The sequence below is a fragment of the Pseudomonas sp. MDT1-85 genome, assembly GCF_054898065.1.
This window is the reverse complement of the sequence record NZ_CM142715.1, coordinates 6,111,867-6,132,473: the sequence shown is the minus strand read 5'-3', so window position 1 is coordinate 6,132,473 and position 20,607 is coordinate 6,111,867. Positions and strand designations below refer to the sequence as shown.

Genomic DNA, 20,607 nt, shown 5'->3' with positions numbered 1-20,607 from the left:
CGAATAAGTACGCGATCCTGTCGCCTTCTCTGCGGCGCGGCCTCATTAAGCCAAAAGCTTAATTTCCCCCTCCATAAATGATTACGTCATTCCTATATGAATCTGACTGAACTCAAGCAAAAGCCGATTACCGAACTGCTCGAATTGGCCGAACAGATGGGCATAGAAAATATGGCCCGTTCGCGCAAGCAGGACGTGATTTTCTCCCTGCTCAAAAAGCACGCTAAAAGCGGCGAGGAAATCTCCGGTGATGGCGTGCTGGAGATTCTCCAGGACGGCTTCGGCTTCCTGCGCTCCGCTGACGCTTCCTATCTCGCCGGCCCAGACGATATCTACGTCTCGCCGAGCCAGATCCGCCGCTTCAACTTGCGCACCGGTGACACCATCGTTGGCAAGATCCGCCCTCCAAAGGAAGGCGAGCGTTATTTCGCGCTGCTCAAGGTCGATACGATCAACTACGATCGTCCCGAGAACGCGAAAAACAAGATTCTCTTCGAGAACCTGACCCCGCTGTTCCCGACCGTGCGCATGAAGATGGAAGCCGGTAACGGCTCCACCGAAGACTTGACCGGTCGTGTCATCGACCTGTGCGCCCCGATCGGCAAAGGCCAGCGCGGCCTGATCGTTGCACCGCCGAAAGCCGGTAAAACGATCATGCTGCAGAACATCGCGGCAAACATCGCTCGTAACAATCCTGAAGTTCATCTGATCGTATTGCTGATCGACGAACGTCCGGAAGAAGTGACCGAAATGCAGCGCACCGTGCGCGGCGAAGTGGTTGCCTCGACGTTCGACGAGCCGCCAACCCGCCACGTGCAGGTTGCCGAAATGGTGATCGAGAAGGCCAAGCGCCTGGTCGAACACAAAAAGGACGTGGTGATCCTGCTCGACTCCATCACCCGTCTGGCGCGCGCCTACAACACCGTGATCCCGAGCTCCGGCAAGGTACTGACCGGTGGTGTCGATGCCCACGCCCTGGAGAAACCGAAACGTTTCTTCGGTGCTGCACGGAACATCGAAGAAGGCGGCTCGCTGACCATCATCGCTACCGCGCTGGTTGAAACCGGCTCGAAGATGGACGAAGTGATCTACGAGGAATTCAAAGGCACCGGTAACATGGAACTGCCTCTGGATCGCAAGATCGCCGAAAAGCGTGTGTTCCCGGCCATCAACATCAACCGCTCCGGTACTCGCCGCGAAGAGTTGCTGACGGCCGACGACGAACTGCAGCGTATGTGGATTCTGCGCAAGCTGCTGCACCCGATGGATGAAGTCTCTGCCATCGAGTTCCTGGTCGACAAGCTGAAGCAGACCAAGACCAACGATGAGTTCTTCCTGTCGATGAAGCGCAAGTAAATCGCAGAAAGTCAGCAAAAGCCGGGGAAACCCGGCTTTTTGCTATCTGATTTTTGATGAACCGGCAGTTCGTGGTTCTGAATAGAGGGGTTCGGCGCTAAACTGCCTGCCCCGAACGCCACGGCCAACACGAGGCTCACGCATGCAGTATCGCGACTTGCGCGACTTTATCAGCGGCCTGGAAAAGCGCGGCGAACTCAAGCGCATCCAGGTTCCAGTGTCCCCAGTGCTCGAAATGACCGAGGTCTGCGATCGCACATTGCGGGCCAAGGGCCCGGCGCTGCTTTTCGAAAAACCTACCGGTTATGACATTCCCGTACTCGGCAACCTGTTCGGCACCCCCGAGCGCGTGGCACTGGGCATGGGCGCAGAAGCAGTCAGTGAGTTGCGCGAAATCGGCAAGCTGTTGGCGTTCCTCAAGGAACCCGAGCCGCCGAAGGGCTTGAAGGACGCCTGGTCCAAGCTGCCGATCTTTCGCAAGATCATCGCCATGGCGCCGAAAGTCGTCAAAGACGCGGTGTGCCAGGAAGTGGTCATCGAAGGCGACGATGTCGATCTGGCGATGTTGCCGGTACAGACCTGCTGGCCGGGCGACGTCGGTCCGTTGATCACGTGGGGGCTGACCGTCACCAAAGGTCCGAACAAGGATCGCCAGAACCTCGGTATCTACCGTCAGCAAGTGATCGGCCGCAACAAGGTGATCATGCGCTGGTTGAGCCACCGTGGCGGCGCGCTGGATTACCGTGAGTGGTGCGAGAAACACCCTGGCCAGCCGTTTCCGGTGTCTGTGGCCCTGGGCGCGGACCCGGCAACCATTCTTGGCGCCGTGACGCCGGTGCCGGACAGCCTTTCCGAATATGCTTTCGCCGGTCTGTTGCGCGGTAACCGCACCGAGCTGGTGAAGTGCCGCGGCAACGACCTGCAAGTGCCGGCCACCGCCGAGATCATCCTCGAAGGCGTGATCCATCCGGGCGAAATGGCCGATGAAGGCCCGTATGGCGACCACACCGGCTACTACAACGAAGTCGACAGCTTCCCGGTGTTCACCGTCGAGCGCATCACCCACCGCATTAAACCGATCTACCACAGCACCTACACGGGTCGTCCGCCGGATGAACCGGCGATTCTCGGTGTGGCGTTGAACGAAGTGTTCGTGCCGATCCTGCAAAAGCAGTTTCCGGAGATCACCGACTTCTATCTGCCGCCCGAAGGCTGTTCGTACCGCATGGCCATCGTGACCATGAAGAAGTCGTATCCTGGGCATGCCAAGCGGGTAATGCTCGGTGTCTGGTCGTTTTTGCGACAGTTCATGTACACCAAGTTCGTTATCGTCACTGACGACGATATCAACGCACGGGACTGGAACGACGTGATCTGGGCCATCACCACGCGCATGGACCCCAAGCGTGACACGGTGATGATCGACAACACGCCGATCGACTACCTGGACTTCGCCTCGCCGGTCTCCGGCCTGGGTTCGAAGATGGGGCTCGATGCCACGCATAAATGGCCGGGCGAAACCACTCGCGAGTGGGGCCGGGTTATCGTCAAGGATGAAGCCGTTACCCAACGGATCGATGCCATCTGGAATCAGTTAGGAATAGATTGATGCGTGTAACCTTGCAGCCCTCCGGAGCAGTGCTGGATATTCTGCCCGGCGAGCGGATTCTCGATGGCGCGCGGCGCCTGGGCTATGAATGCCCGCAAAGCTGTCGCAACGGCAATTGCCATGTGTGCGGTGCGTTGCTGGTGGAAGGGCGGGTCGAACAAGCCGGCGATGTGCGCGACCATGGCGAGTTCTACACTTGCATTGCAGAGCCGCTGGAAGACTGCATCGTGCTGTGGGATGGCGTGCTCGCGCTGGGAGAATTGCCGGTGCGCAGCGTGTCGTGTCAGGTCATGGAATGCAGGGACGTCGGCGGCGATACCTGGCGCGTGCATCTGCGTGCGCCGGCGGGCAAGCCGCCGCGCTATCACGCCGGCCAGTACCTGATGATCGAGCGTGAGAACGGCGAGAAATCCGCCTTTTCCCTGGCCTCTGCACCGCATTCCGGCCGCGATTTGGAAATTCATGTACTGGCGCGCGAAAGCAGTGCGCTGAGCCTGATCGAACAGCTGCAGCGCAACCCGATGGTGCGCATCGAGATGCCGTTCGGCGACACCCATCTGGCGGAACTGCCGGACGGTCCACTGGTACTGATTGCTGCCGGTACCGGCATGGGCCAGATCCATAGTTTGATCGAACATTGCCGGGCCGCGGGTTTCAAGCATCCGGTGCATCTGTATTGGGGTGTGCGTCGCCCCGAAGACTTTTATGACATCGAGCATTGGGACGAATGGGAAAAACTGCCCAATCTGTTCCTGCATAAAGTCGTCAGCGATCAATGCGGCTGGGGAGGGCGCTGCGGCATGTTGCATGAGGCAGTGTGTGAAGATTTCCCTGATCTGAAAACCCTGCACGTCTATGCCAGCGGCTCTCCGGCGATGGTCTATGGAACGCTGGATGCGCTGGTCGAAGCAGGGATGGATGCCCATCAAATGCGCGCGGACGTTTTCGCTTACGCGCCTCGATCTTGATTCCCGATCTTGATCCTCGATCTAAATCGTTATAACTCCCCATATAGCCGATCGGTATTTATAAAAAAATATAAATGCCGGTAGGTTATATCTCGTCCCGACATAAGTTTTTAGAACTCTGCCATGGCACTTAAATTGCCTTAAAACATATGTGCCTTAGTGTTACAACGGTGCGTTCTATTAAGTAATTCTTCACCCGCGGGGAGCTGAACGCTATTCGCCATGAGCGCCATTGAATCTGCTTTTTTGAATCCGGCTTACCCTCCGCGGCTCGATCTGGGGCCGCAGCTCACGCACGAACAATTACTCGGCTCAATGCAGTCGACCATGGCGCGCCACAAGGGTGGGCCGGTCTGGCTATTCGCTTATGGTTCGCTGATCTGGCGTCCTGAATGTGCAGCGGTTGAGCGAGTGCGCGGGCGTGTGCATGGCTACCATCGCGGTTTGTACCTGTGGTCCCACGAACATCGCGGTACGCCGGAAGTGCCCGGGCTGGTGTTTGGCCTGGATCGCGGCGGCTCATGCAGCGGGTTTGCCTATCGTTTGCCCGAAGAACAACTTGAGGCTTCACTTTATGCGCTCTGGCAGCGTGAAATGCCATTTCCGTCCTATCGCCCACACTGGCTCAACTGCCGTCTCGAAGACGGAAGCCAGGTTCAGGCATTGGGATTTGTATTGGAGCGACACCTGCCCAGCTATGCCGGCAACTTGCCGGATCATGTGCTGAGTCAGGTATTCGAAAGCGCTTGCGGGCGTTACGGCACCACTCGCGAGTATGTCGAGCAGACTGCGCACGCTCTGCGTAGCCACGCCATGCCAGACCGGAATCTGGAGGCGCGGCTCAAGCGCTGCAAATCAAAGGCCGATCAGGCGATCGCTTCGCGGCTCTGACTGGCGACTTGCTTGTGCCACAGCGTTGGCGCAAGGAAGGCCATCGCCAGCAGGCATGCACCGATCAGCAAGACGAAACCGCCGTCCCAACCGAAGTGGTCCACGGTGTAGCCCATTGCTGCACTGGCCGCGACCGACCCCCCCAGATACCCGAACAGACCCGTGAAGCCCGCTGCCGTACCGGCTGCTTTCTTCGGCGCCAGTTCCAGCGCTTGCAGGCCGATCAGCATCACCGGGCCGTAAATCAGGAAGCCGATCGACACGAGCGCGATCATGTCGACGGTAGGGTTGCCGGCCGGGTTGAGCCAGTAAACCAGTGTCGCCACCGTCACCAAGGCCATGAATACCATGCCGGTCAGGCCACGGTTGCCACGGAAGATCTTGTCCGACATCCAGCCGCACAGCAGCGTGCCGGGGATCCCCGCCCACTCGTAGAAGAAATACGCCCACGAGGTTTTGTCCACGGTGAAGCCTTTGGCTTCCTTGAGGTAGGTCGGTGCCCAGTCCAGCACGCCATAACGCAGCAGGTAGACGAAGACGTTGGCCATGGCGATGTACCAGAGCATTTTGTTGCGCAGAACGTACTTGACGAAGATTTCCTTGGCGCTGAATTCCTCTTCGTGGCTGGCGTCGTAGCCTTCCGGGTAGTCGTTCTTGTACTTCTCGATCGGCGGCAGGCCCACCGATTGCGGGGTATCGCGCATGGTCATGAAGGCAAATACCGCCACCGCCAGAGCCACCGCCGCCGGTACATAGAACGCGGCGTGCCAGTCGTTGAACAGACCCATGCCGAGCAGGAACAGCGGGCCGATCAGGCCGCCGCCGACGTTGTGCGCCACGTTCCACACGGACACAACGCCACCGCGCTCCTTCTGCGACCACCAGTGCACCATGGTTCGGCCACTCGGCGGCCAGCCCATGCCCTGGGCCCAGCCGTTGATGAACAGCAGGATGAACATCATGGTCACGCTGGACGTTGCCCACGGCGCGAAGCCGAAAACGAACATCACGCCGGCGGACACCAGCAGGCCAAACGGCAGGAAGTAGCGCGGGTTGGAACGGTCGGACACCAGGCCCATGAGGAACTTCGACAGGCCATAGGAAATCGCGATCGCCGACATCGCCAGGCCCAGCTGACCACGGGTGTAACCCTCGTCGATCAGGTACGGCATGGCCAGGGAGAAGTTCTTGCGCAACAGGTAGTAACCCGCATACCCAATGAAAATCCCGGCGAAGATCTGCCAGCGAAGTCGTTTGTAGGTGCTGTCTATTTTTTCTTCAGGCAATGGAGCCTGATGTGCGGCAGGACGAAAGAAAGCAAACATTCAAGAGCTCCAGATTTCTTGTTTTGACTGTGGATGCGAATGTTACAGTTTCGTTACCGAAAATAGCACCGGTTCGCATCGGCCAAACAGGGGAAATGTTGGAGATAGCATGTTCTTTTATGAACATGTCGCTCAGGTATAAATGCGGGGCGGTATGGGGATGGTGGAACCGGGTCGCAGGGCTACGACCCGGTTAGGTAAAACAGATCAGATAAACAATCAGCGAACCTGAACCACCACTTTCCCGACCGCTTTGCGCTGGCCAAGATCATTGATGGCCTGCGCCGCATTGCTCAGGGGATAAACCTGCGACACCAGCGGCTTCAACTTGCCTTCGGCAAACCAGCCAAACAGTTGCTGGAAGTTCGCCGCGTTGTCTTGTGGCTGGCGTTGGGCAAACGAGCCCCAGAACACGCCGACCACCGCGGCACCTTTGAGCAGTGCCAGGTTCACGGGCAGCTCCGGAATTCGTCCGCTGGCGAAACCGACCACCAAAAGTCGGCCGTTCCAGGCGATGGCGCGGATCGCCTGGTCGAACAGATCGCCGCCCACCGGATCGTAGATCACGTCGGCGCCCTGGCCGTCGGTCAGGCGTTTGATTTCGTCCTTGAGGCTGGTTTCGCTGTAGTTGATCAGCTCATCGGCGCCGGCGGCCTTGGCCACCGCGAGTTTTTCCGCGCTGCTGGCGGCGGCGATCACCCGTGCGCCCATGGCTTTGCCGATTTCCACCGCAGCGAGGCCGACACCGCCGGAAGCGCCAAGCACCAGCAAGGTTTCGCCGGATTGCAGGTTGCCCCGTTGCTTGAGGGCGTGCATCGAAGTGCCGTAGGTCATGCTGAATGCGGCGGCGGTGTTGAAGCCCATCGATGGCGGGATCGGCAACACGTTGTAGCCCGGCACCGCGACCTGCTCGGCGAAGCTGCCCCAACCAGTCAGGGCCATGACCCGGTCACCGACCTTGAGATGGCTGACCTTTTCGCCCACCGCACTGACCACGCCAGCCGCTTCGCCACCCGGCGAAAACGGGAAGGGCGGTTTGAACTGGTACTTGCCCTCGATGATCAGCGTGTCCGGGAAATTCACCCCAGCCGCATGCACGTCCAGCAGGATTTCATTCTTCTTCGCGACAGGACTGGCGACGTCTTCCAGCACCAGCGATTCGGCAGGGCCGAAGGCTTTGCACAGCACGGCTTTCATCAGGGCTATTCCTTTGGGAGTGATGGCCGATAAGTGTAGGTGTGTGAGTCATTGGGTCAACGAGCATGCCCGACCCTGATAGTCAGCCATAAGCTTGTGCTTGAGCGGCGGGTCGTTATGCTTGGCCGCAAACCGGATAAGGAGCGAATTGTGAAAGCGTGGATCATGTTGATGCTGGCCCTGTCTCTGCCTGTGGCAGCGATGGCCGAAGAAGCCAAAGAAGGTGAAGCCCCGAAGGTCAACTACATCACCCTGAGCCCGCCATTCGTGGGCAACTATGGGCTGGACGGTACGCCGAAGCTCAAGGTCTACAAGGCCGATGTGGCGTTGCGGGTGACCGGTGACGAGGCGACCAAAGCGGTGAAGGCCAATGAGCCATTGATCCGTAATCAGCTGGTGGCGTTGTTTGCGCAGCAGACCACTGAAGCCATGAACAACGTCGAAGCCAAGGAAAAACTGCGTCAGGAAGCCTTGAAGCAGACCCAGCAAGTGATGAACGACGAGACCGGCAAACCGGTGGTTGAGGATTTGTTGTTCAACAACCTTATCATTCAGTAAGTTTTTCGCTGTTTCGGTCGGCCTCATCGCGAGCAGGCTCGCTCCCACAGGGGATCTCCAGTGAATGCAGATCCCCTGTGGGAGCGAGCCTGCTCGCGATAGCGCCCTTGAGATCGCCATCGCCGGCAAGCCCCTGCTCCTACAAAAGTGCAATCACCGCCGCCCACTGCTCGGCCGTCACCGGCATCACCGACAGTCGCGAGCCTTTCTGTACCAGTGGCATCTCGGCCAGTGCCGTTTGCTGCTTCAGATAATCCAGCTTCAGCACCCTGGAAAACGTCTCGACGTGCGCGACATCAATCGCGCTCCAGGCGTTTTTCTCGGCAGTGGCCTTCGGATCGAAGTAATTACTTTCAGGTTCCAGCGCCGTCGGGTCCGGGTAGGCGGCTTCGACAATCTTGCCGATCCCGGCAATCCCCGGCTCCGGGCAGCTCGAGTGATAGAAGAAAAACTCGTCACCCACCGCCATGGCCCGCAGGAAGTTACGTGCCTGATAGTTGCGAACCCCGTCCCAGCGCGCTCGGCCTAGCTTTTCCAGGTCTTTGATCGAGAGTTCGTCGGGCTCGGATTTCATCAGCCAATAGGCCATGGTTTTGCTCCTTGCGAGGTGAGTGGGCAAGTTGTCGGGCAATTTTATGACAAACCGACAGTCGGTTGACGCCAGCGTTTGCGTGTCGGTTCACGTTGTCGCAAAATGCCGGCCTTCTCAGCTTGACGCTGCTGCACGGCCTACACCTACAACGGAAACCGCTGCTGTCATCGTGTTGATGTGCCTTTGGGGGGCAATCGATGAAACGCAAACCGGATTTACTATGGATTTTGGTTATTTTGTTCGGCCTTGGCGTCGTGACCACTGGCTATGCCCAAAGCCTGTGGAACAACAAGCCCGATGCCCCGATCGAGATTGCACAACAACAGCCGTCGGCCTTCAAACGCTGAGCCTGTCTTTCGACGCCGCTGAAATCAGTGGCGTCTAGTCCGCGAAATACCAGGCCTTGTCCGTGACTGTTCCCTGCAGCGGTACATCCCAGCTCGCCTGAGCCAATCGTTGAACCTTCTGACATTCATGGGCCAGGCCCAGCAGCGTTGGCTTGCGCCAGTTTTTGCGGCGCGTCAGGTACGCCAGGCTCCGATCGTAGAAACCACCGCCCATTCCCAGGCGTCCGCCGACATCGTCAAACCCCACCAGCGGCAACAACACCAGGTCCAGCGCCCAGACCTTGCGTTGTCGGGCGATGTTGTGCCGAGGTTCGGGGATGCGAAAACGGTTGGGTTTGAGCTTTTCGCCGGGACGAATCCGCTGGAACACCATTTTGGTTCGCGGCCAGGCTCTGAGCACCGGCAGATAAATCGCCTTGCCCCGACGTTGCGCGGCACGCATCAGCAGGCGCGGATCGATTTCACCGTCGTTGGGCAGGTACAGAGAGATGTGTTTTGCGCGGCGGAACAGCGGGTGCTGGGCCAATTGTTTATACAGCCCGCGAGCGGCCTCGCGCTGCTGACTGGGGGTCAGTGCGCGGCGGGCCTTGCGCAGCATGCGTCGAAGTTGCGGGCGGGGCAGCAGCGCAGGTTCGGTCATGGATTCAGGCTTCGCAAGTGCGAGTACTAAAGCGTACCCGTAAAAAAGCCGATGCCGGTATTTAAACCGGCATCGGACTGGAATCAGGCTCCCCGGATGAACCGCTGTCGACTTAGCCCTTGAACCCGAAAGTTCAAGGTGGAAGATGCAGTAGGCTTTAAGGCTTTCCGTCTAGCGGACATGCACACCAGCCCAACGTGCAACTTCCAGGGTAGTGCGAATCGGCTCAGGGACGTCGTCAACTGGCAAGCACCCCAGGGAGTGATGCGAGTATACCCCAAGCGGTCACGCGAATCAGCCTTTGGTGACATCCGGATCGGTTGCCAGTACCAGATCGACACGGTCCAGCAGGTCGCGAACCTGCTCGCGGGTCGAGCCGCTGGCTTGCACATCCGGGCGTTCTTCCTTGTGCAGAAGATCGTGCGTGATGTTCAGCGCGGCCATCACGGCGATGCGGTCGGCGCCGATGACTTTGCCGCTGCTGCGGATTTCGCGCATCTTGCCGTCCAGGTAACGGGCGGCGCTGACCAGATTGCTGCGCTCTTCCTGGGGGCAGATGATCGAGTATTCTTTGTCGAGGATCTGCACAGTAACGCTATTGCTTGAACTCATGAGTCTTGCTCCAGGGCCTTGAGGCGCGAAATCATCGATTCGACCTTACGCCGGGCGATTTCATTTTTTTCAATGAGGTGCGCGCGTTCCTCGCGCCAGCTCTTTTCCTGAGCTAATAGGAGTCCGTTCTGACTCTTTAGTTGCTCGACTCGAGTAATTAGCAGTTCGAGTCTGGCCATCAGCGCTTGCAGGTCGGTGTCTTCCATTGTGTCCACTGGTTGTGTCTGATGGGTGGCAGACTCTGTACAAAACTGCCTGCGCGTCGATCATGCTGCGTTAAAAACAGGCTCGCAATGCTCATGTAGGGCCCTACACTCCGCTTGCTCGCCTGTTTTTGCCTTGCCTGATCGCCGCTCGGCGAGTTTTCTTACAGGCCTGACAGGCGGACAGCCTTTAATAGTCTTGGCGAGTCTGTCGATGTAGGATACAAGGCCTTCATTCTAGACATAGCGCCGTCTGGCGCCTAGCTGCCCATGCCCATTCAGAATTCTCCGTACCAAGCCTTCGCCATCCTGCTGAGCACCAGCGGCCATCCCGTCTCGCCTGCCGAACTGCACGGCCTGCTGCTCGGCCGCAGTTGCGCCGGTGCCGGCTTCGAGGCCGACAACTGGTTGGCCGACGCCGCCGAGCTGCTCGAAGGCGAGCCGCAAGACAACGTTCGCAACGCCTTGATCGGCCTGCAAGAGATGGTCAAGGGCGAGCTTACCAGCGACGACATGACCGTTGTTCTGCTGCTGCCGACCGACGACGCGCCGCTCACCGAACGCGCGGCCGCATTGGGCCAATGGTGCCAGGGCTTCCTCACCGGCTTCGGTCTGACCCGTCGCGAATACGCCTTGAGCTCTGAAGCCACCGAAGTGCTGCAGGATCTCGCCGCCATCGCCCAGGTGCAAGACGCACTGGAAGAGTCCGACGACGGCGAAAGTGACTACATGGAAGTGATGGAGTACCTGCGCGTCGCTCCGTTGCTGCTGTTCACCGAAACCAGGAAAACCGACGAAGCGGCTGCCAAACCGTCGTTGCATTAATCGCGTGCCAGGGAAAGCCATCTGCCCATGATTCATATCCCGAAATCGGAATACAGCCGTCGCCGCAAGGCGTTGATGGCGCAGATGGAACCCAACAGCATCGCCATCCTGCCCGCCGCCGCGGTGGCCATCCGCAACCGCGATGTCGAGCATGTCTACCGTCAAGACAGCGACTTCCAGTACCTCAGCGGTTTCCCCGAGCCTCAAGCCGTCATCGTCTTGATGCCCGGCCGTGAGCACGGCGAATACGTGCTGTTTTGCCGGGAACGTAATGCCGAACGTGAATTGTGGGACGGCCTGCGTGCCGGTCAGGAAGGCGCGATCCGCGATTTCGGCGCCGACGACGCATTCCCCATCACCGACATCGACGACATCCTGCCGGGCCTGATCGAAGGCCGCGACCGGGTGTATTCGGCCATGGGCAGCAATCCGGAATTCGATCGGCACCTGATGGACTGGATCAACGTGATCCGTTCTAAAGCGCACCTGGGCGCCCAGCCGCCGAACGAATTCGTTGCCCTGGATCATCTGCTTCACGACATGCGCCTGTATAAATCGGCGGCAGAAGTGAAGGTGATGCGCGAAGCCGCACGGATTTCTGCCCAGGCACATATTCGTGCGATGCAGGCCAGCCGTGCCGGTTTGCATGAGTTCAGCCTCGAAGCCGAGCTCGATTACGAATTCCGCAAGGGTGGGGCGAAGATGCCAGCCTATGGTTCGATCGTCGCGGCGGGGCGCAACAGCTGCATCCTGCATTACCAGCAGAATGACGCGGTGCTCAAGGACGGCGATCTGGTGCTGATCGACGCCGGTTGCGAGATCGACTGCTACGCAAGCGACATCACCCGCACCTGGCCGGTCAACGGCAAGTATTCACCGGAGCAGAAGGCGATCTACGAGTTGGTGCTGGCTTCCCAGGAAGCGGCGTTTGCCGAAATCGCACCGAACAAGCACTGGAATCAGGCACACGAAGCTACGGTCCGGGTGATTACCGCCGGTCTGGTGAAGTTGGGCCTGTTGCAGGGCGACGTCGACGAGTTGATCGCCAGCGAAGCCTATAAAGCGTTTTACATGCACCGCGCCGGCCACTGGCTGGGTATGGATGTGCATGATGTCGGCGAATACAAGGTCGGCGGCGAATGGCGCGTGCTGGAAGTCGGCATGGCGCTGACGGTCGAGCCGGGCATCTACATCGCTGCGGACAACCAGAACGTGGCGAAAAAATGGCGCGGCATTGGCGTGCGCATCGAGGACGACGTGGTGGTTACCAAAACCGGTTGTGAAATCCTGACTAACGGCGTGCCGAAAACGGTCGCTGAAATCGAGGCCTTGATGGCCGCTGCACGGACACAAGCGGCATGAGTCGAGTCAATCTGGCAATCATCGGCGGTGGTTTGGTCGGCGCCAGCCTGGCGTTGGCGTTGCAGGCCGGGGCCAAGGCCCGTGGCTGGAAGATTGTGCTGATCGAGCCGTTTGCCCCCGGCCACACCTACCAGCCGAGCTATGACGCCCGTTCTTCGGCGCTGTCGTTCGGCGCCCGGCAGATTTATCAACGGTTGGGCGTGTGGCAGGAAATTTCCCGCCGCGCCGAGCCGATCAAGCAGATTCATGTCTCCGACCGTGGACGTTTCTCTACCGCACGGCTGTCGGCGATGGAAGAGGGCGTTCCGGCGCTGGGTTATGTGGTGGAAAACGCTTGGCTCGGCCAATGCCTCTGGCAAGGTCTGGACAAGGACGTGGTCAGTTGGCGGTGCCCGGCGGAAGTCACCGGCATGGAGCCCCTGACCGACGGCTATAGCCTGACGCTCGACGATGAAACCCTGCTGGAATGCGACCTCGCGGTGTTGGCCGATGGTGGGCGTTCGGGATTGCGTGAGCAATTGGGGATCGGCATCAAAACACGCCCGTACAACCAGAGCGCGCTGATCGCCAACATTACCCCCAGCGAATCCCACAACGGCATGGCCTTCGAACGCTTCACCGACGATGGCCCGATGGCCTTGCTGCCGTTGCCGGACAATCGCTGCGCCTTGGTCTGGACCCGTCTGGGCATGGACGCGCAACGGCTGGCAGCCCTGGATGACCGCAGCTTTCTCGGCGAGTTGCAGGGCATCTTCGGTTATCGCCTCGGCACTCTGAAGCAGGTCGGCGTACGGCATTTGTATCCGCTGTCGCTGATCGAAGCCGAGGAACAAGTCCGCCCGCATCTGGCGATTCTCGGTAACGCTGCGCATAGCCTGCATCCGATTGCCGGGCAAGGATTCAACCTGTCGTTGCGTGACGCCCAGGCGCTGGCCGACAGCTTGTTGGGCAGCGAGACATCGCCCGGCGATTTCGCTACTTTGCAGGCCTATCGCGAGCGTCAGCGTCTGGATCAGAGCCTGACCGTGGGCTTTTCCGATCAGGTCACCCGGTTATTCGGCAACACTCAGCCGCTGGTTTCCCTGGGCCGCAACATCGGCCTGCTCGGCCTCGATCTGCTGCCGCCTGCCAAACGCTGGTTCGCCCGACAGGCCATGGGTTTGGGTACACGTCCCGATGTTTAAGAGGGCGCACCTGCAAGTCGATATTCATGATGGCGCGCGCACTTTGCTGACACGCGTCGAGAGAACCCATTACCTGCGGCTCAAGCCGCAAGCGAGACAGGCTTAAAGCATGGAAATGCGCGCAGATCTGCTGATTGTCGGGGCCGGAATGGTCGGCAGCGCCCTGGCGCTGGCGTTACAAAACAGCGGGCTCGAAGTCCTGCTGCTGGACGGTAGCCCCCTGAGCGTCAAACCCTTCGATGGGCAGGCTCCGTTCGAACCGCGGGTGAGCGCCTTATCGGCGGCCAGCCAGCGAATACTCGAACGCCTGGGCGTCTGGGATGGCATCGCTATTCGACGCTGCAGTCCTTACACCGACATGCATGTCTGGGACGGCAGCGGCACCGGGCAGATCCATTTCTCGGCGACCAGCGTGCATGCCGAAGTGCTCGGGCATATCGTCGAGAACCGCGTGGTTCAGGACGCCTTGCTCGACCGACTGCATGACTGTGATCTAGGAATGCTGGCCAATGCGCGTCTGGAACAGATGCGTCGCTCCGGTGACGACTGGCTGCTGACCCTGGCGGATGGCCGCACCTTGCGGGCGCCTTTAGTGATCGCCGCGGATGGCGCCAACTCGGCGGTGCGGCGCCTGACCGGCGTTGCGACTCGCGAGTGGGATTACATGCACCACGCGATCGTCACCAGTGTGCGCAGCTCAAAACCTCATCGAATGACCGCCTGGCAACGATTCACCGACAACGGCCCGCTGGCGTTTCTGCCGCTGGAGCGGGACGGTCAACAGGATTGGTGCTCGATCGTCTGGTCGACCACGCCGAGCGAAGCCGAACGCCTGATGGCGCTGGACGACGAAGGCTTCTGCAAGGAACTGGAACGGGCCTTTGAAGGTTGTCTCGGCACAGTGCTCAGCACAGACCCGCGTTTGTGCGTGCCGCTGCGTCAGCGTCATGCCAAGCGGTATGTGGCTGAAGGCCTGGCGCTGATCGGCGATGCGGCCCACACCATCCATCCGCTGGCCGGGCAGGGCGTGAACCTCGGTTTCCTCGATGCCGCGGTGTTGGCCGAAGTGCTACTGCAAGCGGCCGCGCGTGGCGAGCGGTTGGCGGACGTGAAAGTGCTCAGTCGCTACGAGCGTCGGCGCATGCCCCACAACCTGGCGTTGATGGCGGCGATGGAAGGGTTCGAGCGACTGTTCCAGGCCGATCCGTTGCCGGTGCGCTGGTTGCGTAATACCGGGTTGAAGATGGTCGATCAAATGCCCGAGGCCAAGGCGTTGTTCGTGCGCGAAGCGCTTGGGCTGATTGGGGATCTGCCGGCGTTGGCCAAGGCCTGAGATCTTCACTGGGGCTGATGGCCTCTTCGCGGGCAAGCCTCGCTCCTACAGATTTTGTGTCGTTCGCTGATGTCGCGATTGACTCAATACCTGTAGGAGCGAGGCTTGCCCGCGAAGGCGTCGGCCCATCCACCACCAATCCCCGCTGTGCAACATCTGGTAACGCCTCAATCCACTGTTCGATTGAGAAGCGAAATGTGAGTCCTTATCATTTGGCCTCACTTCCCCATTCGAGAGACCGCTTCCATGTTGGCACCCAAGCGTCTACTGACTGCACTGGCCCTGACCCTGATTGGCAGCACCGCTGCCCAGGCCGCCGACGAGGTGGTGGTTTACTCCTCGCGTATCGATGAGCTGATCAAACCGGTCTTCGATGCCTATACCCAGAAAACCGGCGTGCAGGTGAAGTTCATCACCGACAAGGAAGCGCCGCTGATGCAGCGGATCAAGGCCGAAGGCGAAAACGCCACCGCCGACCTGCTGCTGACCGTCGATGCCGGCAACCTCTGGCAGGCCGAGCAGATGGGCATCCTCCAGCCGTTCACTTCCAAGGTGATCGACGCCAACATCCCGCTGCAATATCGCGCTTCCTCCCATGCCTGGACCGGCGTGAGCCTGCGGGCGCGTACCATCGCCTACTCCACCGACCGGGTAAAATCCGGTGAGCTGACCACCTACGAAGCGCTGGCCGACAAGCAGTGGGAAGGCCGCCTGTGCCTGCGCACGGCGAAGAAGGTCTATAACCAGTCCCTCACCGCCACCATGATCGAAGTCCATGGCGCCGAGAAAACCGAGAAAATCCTCAAGGGCTGGGTCAACAACCTGTCCACTGACGTGTTCTCCGACGACATTGCCGTACTGGAGGCGATCAACGCCGGCCAGTGCGACGTCGGTATCGTCAACACTTACTACTACGGCCGCCTGCACAAACAGAAGCCTGACCTGCCGGTTAAGCTGTTCTGGCCCAATCAGGGCGACCGTGGCGTGCACGTCAACCTGTCAGGCATCGGCCTGACCAAACACGCGCCGCACCCGCAAGCCGCCAAGGCGCTGGTGGAGTGGATGACCACGCCTGAAGCGCAGAAGATTTTCGCTGACGTGAACCAGGAGTTCCCGGCCAACCCTGCCGTTCAGCCTTCAGCTGAAGTCGCGAGCTGGGGCAAGTTTGTGGCCGACACCTTGCCGGTGGAAATCGCTGGCAAGCGTCAGGCTGAAGCGATCCGGATGATGGATCGGGCTGGCTGGAACTGAGTCTGTCGATATACTGCGCCACAGAATGAAGTCGGCGGCGTCCCTGCCGGCCTGATCGTTCCCACGCTCTGCGTGGGAACGCATCCACCGACGCTCCGCGTCGAGGCGTGACGCAGAGCGTCACAAGATGTGTGCCCACGCAGAGCGTGGGCACAATCATTTAAACGAGAGCTTTCCTTGGCCCACCCTGCCCAACGCCGCTGGTATCCCCTGGTCTTCGCCATTGCTGCGCTGGTCCTGCTGCCCCTGAGCGTCCTGCTTCTTTCCTGGCAAACCATCGATCAGCAGATATGGTCCCACCTGTGGGACACCCAGATGCCGCGACTGCTGGGTAATACCCTCACGCTGGTACTCGGCGTCGGTTTCGGTGTAACGCTGCTGGGCGTCAGCCTGGCCTGGCTCACCAGCCTCTGCGAATTTCCCGGGCGGCGTTGGCTGGACTGGGCGCTGATGCTGCCCTTTGCGATTCCTGCTTACGTGCTGGCCTTCGTCTTCGTTGGCTTGCTGGATTTTGCCGGCCCCATGCAAACCTTGCTGCGTGAATGGTTTGGCAGCGGTTTGCGGCTGCCGCGAGTGCGTTCCACCGGCGGCGTGATTCTGGTGCTGGTGCTGGTTTTCTATCCCTATGTTTACCTGTTGGCGCGTAGCGCTTTCCTGGCTCAAGGCAAAGGTCTGATGGAAGCGGCGCGCGTCCTTGGGCAATCCCCGTGGCAGGCGTTCTGGCGGGTGGCGTTGCCCATGGCTCGTCCGGCCATTGGCGCAGGGGTAACGTTGGCGCTGATGGAAACCCTGGCGGATTTTGGTGCGGTGTCGGTGTTCAACTTCGATACGTTCACCACCGCCATCTACAAAACCTGGTATGGCTTCTTCAGTCTGTCCACCGCGGCGCAACTGGCCAGCCTGTTGCTGTTGGTGGTGATGCTCGTGCTGTATGGCGAGCGCCGTGCCCGCGGGGCCAATCGGGCGAGCAACGAACGGCCACGGGTCAAGGCGATGTATCACCTGCGCGGGGTCAAGGCACTGGCGGCGATGAGTTGGTGTGGTCTGGTATTCGCCTGCGCCTTCGTCATTCCCGTGCTGCAACTGGTGGTGTGGTTCTGGCAACGCGGGCGCTTCGATCTGGACGAGCGTTATGCCGGATTGATCGTCCATACCCTGTACTTGGGCGGTATGGCGGCATTGATCACCGTCAGCGTTGCGCTGGTGCTGGCTTTTGCCCGTCGATTGGCGCCAACCCGGGCGATCCGTTCCGGCATCAGCCTGGCCAACCTTGGCTACGCCTTGCCGGGCTCGGTGCTGGCGGTGTCGATCATGCTGGCGTTCAGTTACCTGGATCGCGAACTGGTGATCCCGCTGTCGGGCTGGCTTGGCGGCGCCGGCAAACCGTTACTGCTGGGCAGTCTGTCGGCGTTGTTGCTGGCCTATCTGGTGCGATTCATCGCGGTGGCCTATGGACCGCTTGAAAGCAGCCTGGCGCGAATACGGCCATCTTTGCCCGAAGCAGCACGTAGCCTTGGCGTCAGTGGGCCACGACTGTTTTTCAAAGTGTATCTGCCGCTGTTGCTGCCGGGCACGTTGAGCGCGGCGTTGCTGGTGTTCGTCGATGTGCTCAAGGAAATGCCCGCGACCCTGCTGATGCGCCCGTTTGGCTGGGACACGCTGGCAGTGCGGATCTTTGAAATGACCAGCGAGGGCGAGTGGGCGAGGGCCTCGTTGCCGGCACTGACCCTGGTGTTGGTCGGGTTGTTACCGGTCATCGGATTGATCCGACGTTCGGCGCATCGAAACACGTAGGTGTCAGTCCTACACCTTGCGGCTACAATGCGCGGCATTCGGTGCGGTCCGTCTTTCAGACCGGGTGGCTGAAACGGCTGAAAGCCTTTTATTTCAAGGCATTTCACCCCGTGCAGCGCCTGCCCGCACCTTCGCCACGCCCGGAAGGAGAAACCCATGGGACAGCGTACGCCTCTGTATGACCTTCATCTCGCCCTCGGCGCGAAGATGGTCGATTTTGGCGGTTGGGATATGCCTCTGCATTACGGCTCGCAGGTCGAGGAACACCATCAGGTGCGCCGCGATTGCGGGGTTTTCGATGTATCCCACATGACCGTGATCGATGTTGGCGGCCCCCAGGCCAAGGCCTGGCTTCAGTATTTACTGGCCAATGACGTCGAACGTCTGCACAGCCCCGGCCGTGCCTTGTACAGCGCCATGCTCAACGAGCACGGCGGCATCGTCGACGACATGATCGTCTACCGTCTCGAGGACGGTTATCGCCTGGTGGTCAACGCCTCCACTCGCAATCAGGACCTGGCCTGGATGCAAGCGCATCTCGGCGACTTCGATGTGCAGCTCAACGAGCGCTCCGAGTTGGCGATGCTGGCCATTCAAGGGCCTCACGCCCGGCACAAGATTGCCGAACTGGTGACTCAGTCCCGTGGCACGCTGATTCAGCAGCTCAAATATTTCGAAGGTCAGACCGACGGTGACTGGTTCATCGCGCGCACCGGTTACACCGGTGAGGATGGTCTGGAAATCGTGCTGCCGGCCGATCAGGCGCCGGGCTTTTTCAACGATCTGGTGGGAGCGGGTATTTCCCCGATCGGCCTCGGCGCGCGCGATACCTTGCGTGTCGAAGCCGGCATGAACCTCTACGGTCAGGACATTCATCAAGAAGTTTCGCCCTTGGCCTCCAACATGGCCTGGAGCATTGCCTGGGAACCGGCCACGCGCCAATTCATCGGCCGCACTGCGCTGGAAGCGGAAAAGGCCAACGGCGTACAGCACAAATTGGTGGGCCTGGTCCTGGAAGAGCGTGGGGTTTTACGGGCGCATCAAGTGGTTCGCATCGCCGATGTTGGCGAAGGGGAGATCACCAGTGGTAGTTTCTCTCCTACGCTTAGCAAGTCGATAGCACTGGCGCGCGTGCCGGTGGCCACCGCCGACCGCGCTGAAGTGGAAATCCGTGGCAAATGGTACCCGGTTCGAGTGGTCAAACCGACTTTCGTACGCCACGGCAAAACCTTGATCTAACTTTTTTTGGCGGGCAATGACCGCTGACATTTTTCTTGAGGACACAGAACATGAGCGAAATCCCTGTCGACCTGCGTTTTGCCGAAAGTCACGAATGGGCCCGTCTAGACCATGATGGCGGCGTGAAAGTGGGTATTTCAGACCATGCTCAGGAAGCCTTGGGTGACGTGGTGTTTGTCGAGCTGCCGGAAATCGGCAAAGTGTTCGCTGCCGGTGAGGCTGCAGGTGTAGTCGAATCGGTCAAGGCCGCCTCCGATATCTACTCGCCAGTCTCCGGCAAAGTCATTGCCGTTAACGAAGATTTGGCCAACAACCCGGAACTGGTCAACAGCGCGCCTTATGACAGCTGGTTCTTCAAACTCGAGCCAAGCGATACCTCCGAGCTGAACAACCTGCTCGACCCGGTGGCCTACAAGGCTGCTATTGGCGAGTAGTCATCGCTAGAAATGCATCATTTACAACAAACGCCGCGTTCCATCGCCATGGGGCGCGGCGTTTGTGTTTAGGCTGCTATTGCTACCGCTTTATTTACTCTGGCGTGAAGTGCTGTTACTTCTTCTGTTGTCAGGCGTTTTGCCGGCTCGCCAGGAACCCAAACACCACTGTCATTGTAAGTAATCGTTTGGGTTTCTCCGCTATTTACCGTGACGATATAAAAATTCGTTACATTAGCGGGGATTAATGAGCCCGTTGCCTGAGCCGCACCGAACCATAACTGGAACTGGTTTTTTGGTGTCATGGTAGTTGCTCCGATACTCATGCCGCCTGAACAGTCCACCCAGATACTGCAGCCTGTGGAATCCAGTAATATTTCACGCGGATAGGCCGGAAGTTGATTGTTGATTAAAATATTTCCCGGCACACCGCCATTTTTTGCGGGGCTGAATACACCGTACTCACTCAATGTTGTTATTTGTCCGGTATTGATGGGCAGATTTTTGCCTCCTGAAGTGAACGTGATATCGCCTTCTTGCAATGGAGTGTTTGTAAAATTGACCATAAATGAAGCACTTGAAATGTCGAAGATGTTTTTATATTGATAGCTGGGTTGGCCGGTTGCCGCTTTGGGGCCCTTTGATAGCCATATGACGGTGAAGGTGTCGTTTACTTTTCTCGCCAGATAGAGACTGTAATTATTGATTTTCTGTGCAATTAATTGTGTCTCTTCAATATAAACAATAATTTGTTGATTGCTCATGGTGTTTCCCATTCATCCGGCGGGATATTTCATGGCGGAAATCAAGATTCATCTGGCCCAATAGTATCCACGGCCGAGGGACATTAATAAAAACCCTGTAGATCCACGATGCACAGGGTTTTT

General features: G+C 59.2%; 21 protein-coding genes, 1 other RNA gene and 1 pseudogene. 15 read left to right on the top strand and 8 right to left on the bottom strand.

The features are described from left to right. Positions 1-96 precede the first annotated feature (96 nt). The 4 genes from rho to ACYZT2_RS27650 all read left to right on the top strand — a co-directional run bounded on the left by rho (position 97) and on the right by ACYZT2_RS27650 (position 4,824). Positions 97-1,356 (top strand): transcription termination factor Rho, encoded by a 1,260-nt coding sequence (rho, locus tag ACYZT2_RS27665; RefSeq protein ID WP_007899384.1) that lies wholly within the window; start codon positions 97-99, stop codon positions 1,354-1,356. Positions 1,357-1,498: 142 nt separating this feature from the next. Beyond that, entirely contained in the window at positions 1,499-2,965 is a 1,467-nt protein-coding gene (gene ubiD / locus ACYZT2_RS27660; protein WP_056738783.1) for a 4-hydroxy-3-polyprenylbenzoate decarboxylase, read from the top strand. Next, on the top strand, positions 2,965-3,933 hold the full coding sequence (locus ACYZT2_RS27655; RefSeq protein ID WP_461969004.1) for a CDP-6-deoxy-delta-3,4-glucoseen reductase: 969 nt from the start codon (positions 2,965-2,967) through the stop codon (positions 3,931-3,933). The genes ubiD and ACYZT2_RS27655 overlap by 1 nt, the downstream gene beginning before the upstream one ends. Before the next feature lie 222 nt (positions 3,934-4,155). After that, positions 4,156-4,824 carry a gamma-glutamylcyclotransferase gene (locus ACYZT2_RS27650; protein WP_461969002.1) on the top strand — a complete coding sequence of 223 codons (669 nt, stop codon included), beginning with the start codon at positions 4,156-4,158 and terminating at the stop codon, positions 4,822-4,824. Here ACYZT2_RS27650 and glpT read toward each other — a convergent pair. Together glpT and ACYZT2_RS27640 are read right to left on the bottom strand one after the other, a co-directional pair. Then, the gene (gene glpT / locus ACYZT2_RS27645) at positions 4,800-6,149 is read right to left on the bottom strand and encodes a glycerol-3-phosphate transporter (protein WP_461969000.1); all 1,350 of its coding nucleotides are present in this window, start codon (positions 6,147-6,149) and stop codon (positions 4,800-4,802) included. The two genes, ACYZT2_RS27650 and glpT, sit on opposite strands and share 25 nt — an antisense overlap. A gap of 219 nt (positions 6,150-6,368) precedes the next feature. Further along, positions 6,369-7,346 carry an NADPH:quinone oxidoreductase family protein gene (locus ACYZT2_RS27640; RefSeq protein ID WP_461968998.1) on the bottom strand — a complete coding sequence of 326 codons (978 nt, stop codon included), beginning with the start codon at positions 7,344-7,346 and terminating at the stop codon, positions 6,369-6,371. Between the two features lie 150 nt (positions 7,347-7,496). Here ACYZT2_RS27640 and ACYZT2_RS27635 point away from each other — a divergent pair, with 150 nt between their 5' ends. Next, the gene (locus ACYZT2_RS27635) at positions 7,497-7,904 is read left to right on the top strand and encodes a flagellar basal body-associated protein FliL (protein ID WP_033036301.1); all 408 of its coding nucleotides are present in this window, start codon (positions 7,497-7,499) and stop codon (positions 7,902-7,904) included. 139 nt (positions 7,905-8,043) lie between these two features. Here ACYZT2_RS27635 and ACYZT2_RS27630 read toward each other — a convergent pair whose 3' ends face one another. Continuing rightward, positions 8,044-8,493, bottom strand: coding sequence for an EVE domain-containing protein (locus ACYZT2_RS27630; RefSeq protein WP_461968996.1), 450 nt, complete (start codon positions 8,491-8,493; stop codon positions 8,044-8,046). Positions 8,494-8,693: 200 nt separating this feature from the next. Between ACYZT2_RS27630 and ACYZT2_RS27625 the strand changes: the two genes are divergently transcribed. Further along, on the top strand, positions 8,694-8,843 hold the full coding sequence (locus ACYZT2_RS27625) for a hypothetical protein (protein ID WP_088500339.1): 150 nt from the start codon (positions 8,694-8,696) through the stop codon (positions 8,841-8,843). Positions 8,844-8,877: 34 nt separating this feature from the next. On the opposite strand, the gene ACYZT2_RS27620 is transcribed toward ACYZT2_RS27625, so the two are convergent. From ACYZT2_RS27620 to ACYZT2_RS27605, 4 genes are all read right to left on the bottom strand, one after another. Further along, positions 8,878-9,483, bottom strand: a complete 606-nt coding sequence (locus ACYZT2_RS27620; protein ID WP_461968993.1) for a 5-formyltetrahydrofolate cyclo-ligase — start codon at positions 9,481-9,483, stop codon at positions 8,878-8,880. Between the two features lie 85 nt (positions 9,484-9,568). Beyond that, positions 9,569-9,747, bottom strand: a non-coding RNA gene (gene ssrS / locus ACYZT2_RS27615) — 6S RNA. Between the two features lie 30 nt (positions 9,748-9,777). Continuing rightward, the gene (locus ACYZT2_RS27610; protein ID WP_007942435.1) at positions 9,778-10,095 is read right to left on the bottom strand and encodes a cell division protein ZapA; all 318 of its coding nucleotides are present in this window, start codon (positions 10,093-10,095) and stop codon (positions 9,778-9,780) included. Further along, positions 10,092-10,301, bottom strand: coding sequence for a TIGR02449 family protein (locus ACYZT2_RS27605; RefSeq protein ID WP_007899405.1), 210 nt, complete (start codon positions 10,299-10,301; stop codon positions 10,092-10,094). The genes ACYZT2_RS27610 and ACYZT2_RS27605 overlap by 4 nt, the downstream gene beginning before the upstream one ends. A 267-nt stretch (positions 10,302-10,568) precedes the next feature. Here ACYZT2_RS27605 and ACYZT2_RS27600 point away from each other — a divergent pair, with 267 nt between their 5' ends. The 9 genes and pseudogenes from ACYZT2_RS27600 (at position 10,569) to gcvH (ending at position 19,720) form a co-directional block, all read left to right on the top strand. Next, a complete protein-coding gene (locus ACYZT2_RS27600) occupies positions 10,569-11,123 on the top strand; it encodes a YecA/YgfB family protein (RefSeq protein WP_461968991.1) in 555 nt (184 codons plus the stop codon). Between the two features lie 27 nt (positions 11,124-11,150). Continuing rightward, entirely contained in the window at positions 11,151-12,485 is a 1,335-nt protein-coding gene (gene pepP, locus ACYZT2_RS27595; protein ID WP_454188149.1) for a Xaa-Pro aminopeptidase, read from the top strand. Next, the gene (ubiH, locus tag ACYZT2_RS27590) at positions 12,482-13,669 is read left to right on the top strand and encodes a 2-octaprenyl-6-methoxyphenyl hydroxylase (protein ID WP_461968989.1); all 1,188 of its coding nucleotides are present in this window, start codon (positions 12,482-12,484) and stop codon (positions 13,667-13,669) included. Before pepP ends, ubiH begins: the two co-directional genes overlap by 4 nt. A 10-nt stretch (positions 13,670-13,679) precedes the next feature. Next, positions 13,680-13,775: pseudogene (locus ACYZT2_RS27585) on the top strand (tetrameric acyl-CoA thioesterase); the annotation flags it as partial. Positions 13,776-13,784: 9 nt separating this feature from the next. Next, positions 13,785-15,002: a 2-octaprenyl-3-methyl-6-methoxy-1,4-benzoquinol hydroxylase gene (locus ACYZT2_RS27580; RefSeq protein ID WP_461973290.1), complete on the top strand. Its 1,218-nt coding sequence runs from the start codon at positions 13,785-13,787 to the stop codon at positions 15,000-15,002. Positions 15,003-15,248: 246 nt separating this feature from the next. Then, positions 15,249-16,253 (top strand): extracellular solute-binding protein, encoded by a 1,005-nt coding sequence (locus ACYZT2_RS27575; protein ID WP_461968987.1) that lies wholly within the window; start codon positions 15,249-15,251, stop codon positions 16,251-16,253. 177 nt (positions 16,254-16,430) lie between these two features. Next, complete coding sequence (locus ACYZT2_RS27570) at positions 16,431-18,047, top strand: ABC transporter permease (protein WP_461968985.1); 1,617 nt, start codon at positions 16,431-16,433, stop codon at positions 18,045-18,047. A gap of 156 nt (positions 18,048-18,203) precedes the next feature. Continuing rightward, positions 18,204-19,286: a glycine cleavage system aminomethyltransferase GcvT gene (gene gcvT, locus ACYZT2_RS27565; RefSeq protein ID WP_461968983.1), complete on the top strand. Its 1,083-nt coding sequence runs from the start codon at positions 18,204-18,206 to the stop codon at positions 19,284-19,286. A 50-nt stretch (positions 19,287-19,336) separates the two neighbouring features. Further along, positions 19,337-19,720 carry a glycine cleavage system protein GcvH gene (gene gcvH / locus ACYZT2_RS27560; RefSeq protein ID WP_461968981.1) on the top strand — a complete coding sequence of 128 codons (384 nt, stop codon included), beginning with the start codon at positions 19,337-19,339 and terminating at the stop codon, positions 19,718-19,720. A gap of 68 nt (positions 19,721-19,788) precedes the next feature. On the opposite strand, the gene ACYZT2_RS27555 is transcribed toward gcvH, so the two are convergent. Next, a complete protein-coding gene (locus tag ACYZT2_RS27555) occupies positions 19,789-20,484 on the bottom strand; it encodes a hypothetical protein (RefSeq protein WP_461968979.1) in 696 nt (231 codons plus the stop codon). Positions 20,485-20,607: the final 123 nt, after the last annotated feature.

Excerpts from the sequence above, each read along its gene's own strand:
- pepP (WP_454188149.1), top strand. The coding sequence starts at position 11,151 with ATGATTCATATCCCGAAATCGGAATACAGCCGTCGCCGCAAGGCGTTG.
- ACYZT2_RS27625 (WP_088500339.1), top strand. The coding sequence starts at position 8,694 with ATGAAACGCAAACCGGATTTACTATGGATTTTGGTTATTTTGTTCGGC.
- ACYZT2_RS27555 (WP_461968979.1), bottom strand. The coding sequence starts at position 20,484 with ATGAGCAATCAACAAATTATTGTTTATATTGAAGAGACACAATTAATT.
- ACYZT2_RS27650 (WP_461969002.1), top strand. The coding sequence starts at position 4,156 with ATGAGCGCCATTGAATCTGCTTTTTTGAATCCGGCTTACCCTCCGCGG.
- ACYZT2_RS27605 (WP_007899405.1), bottom strand. The coding sequence starts at position 10,301 with ATGGAAGACACCGACCTGCAAGCGCTGATGGCCAGACTCGAACTGCTA.
- ubiD (WP_056738783.1), top strand. The coding sequence starts at position 1,499 with ATGCAGTATCGCGACTTGCGCGACTTTATCAGCGGCCTGGAAAAGCGC.
- ACYZT2_RS27630 (WP_461968996.1), bottom strand. The coding sequence starts at position 8,493 with ATGGCCTATTGGCTGATGAAATCCGAGCCCGACGAACTCTCGATCAAA.
- ACYZT2_RS27620 (WP_461968993.1), bottom strand. The coding sequence starts at position 9,483 with ATGACCGAACCTGCGCTGCTGCCCCGCCCGCAACTTCGACGCATGCTG.
- ACYZT2_RS27600 (WP_461968991.1), top strand. The coding sequence starts at position 10,569 with ATGCCCATTCAGAATTCTCCGTACCAAGCCTTCGCCATCCTGCTGAGC.
- rho (WP_007899384.1), top strand. The coding sequence starts at position 97 with ATGAATCTGACTGAACTCAAGCAAAAGCCGATTACCGAACTGCTCGAA.
- glpT (WP_461969000.1), bottom strand. The coding sequence starts at position 6,149 with ATGTTTGCTTTCTTTCGTCCTGCCGCACATCAGGCTCCATTGCCTGAA.
- ACYZT2_RS27610 (WP_007942435.1), bottom strand. The coding sequence starts at position 10,095 with ATGAGTTCAAGCAATAGCGTTACTGTGCAGATCCTCGACAAAGAATAC.
- ACYZT2_RS27580 (WP_461973290.1), top strand. The coding sequence starts at position 13,785 with ATGCGCGCAGATCTGCTGATTGTCGGGGCCGGAATGGTCGGCAGCGCC.
- ubiH (WP_461968989.1), top strand. The coding sequence starts at position 12,482 with ATGAGTCGAGTCAATCTGGCAATCATCGGCGGTGGTTTGGTCGGCGCC.
- ACYZT2_RS27655 (WP_461969004.1), top strand. The coding sequence starts at position 2,965 with ATGCGTGTAACCTTGCAGCCCTCCGGAGCAGTGCTGGATATTCTGCCC.
- ACYZT2_RS27640 (WP_461968998.1), bottom strand. The coding sequence starts at position 7,346 with ATGAAAGCCGTGCTGTGCAAAGCCTTCGGCCCTGCCGAATCGCTGGTG.
- gcvH (WP_461968981.1), top strand. The coding sequence starts at position 19,337 with ATGAGCGAAATCCCTGTCGACCTGCGTTTTGCCGAAAGTCACGAATGG.
- ACYZT2_RS27575 (WP_461968987.1), top strand. The coding sequence starts at position 15,249 with ATGTTGGCACCCAAGCGTCTACTGACTGCACTGGCCCTGACCCTGATT.
- gcvT (WP_461968983.1), top strand. The coding sequence starts at position 18,204 with ATGGGACAGCGTACGCCTCTGTATGACCTTCATCTCGCCCTCGGCGCG.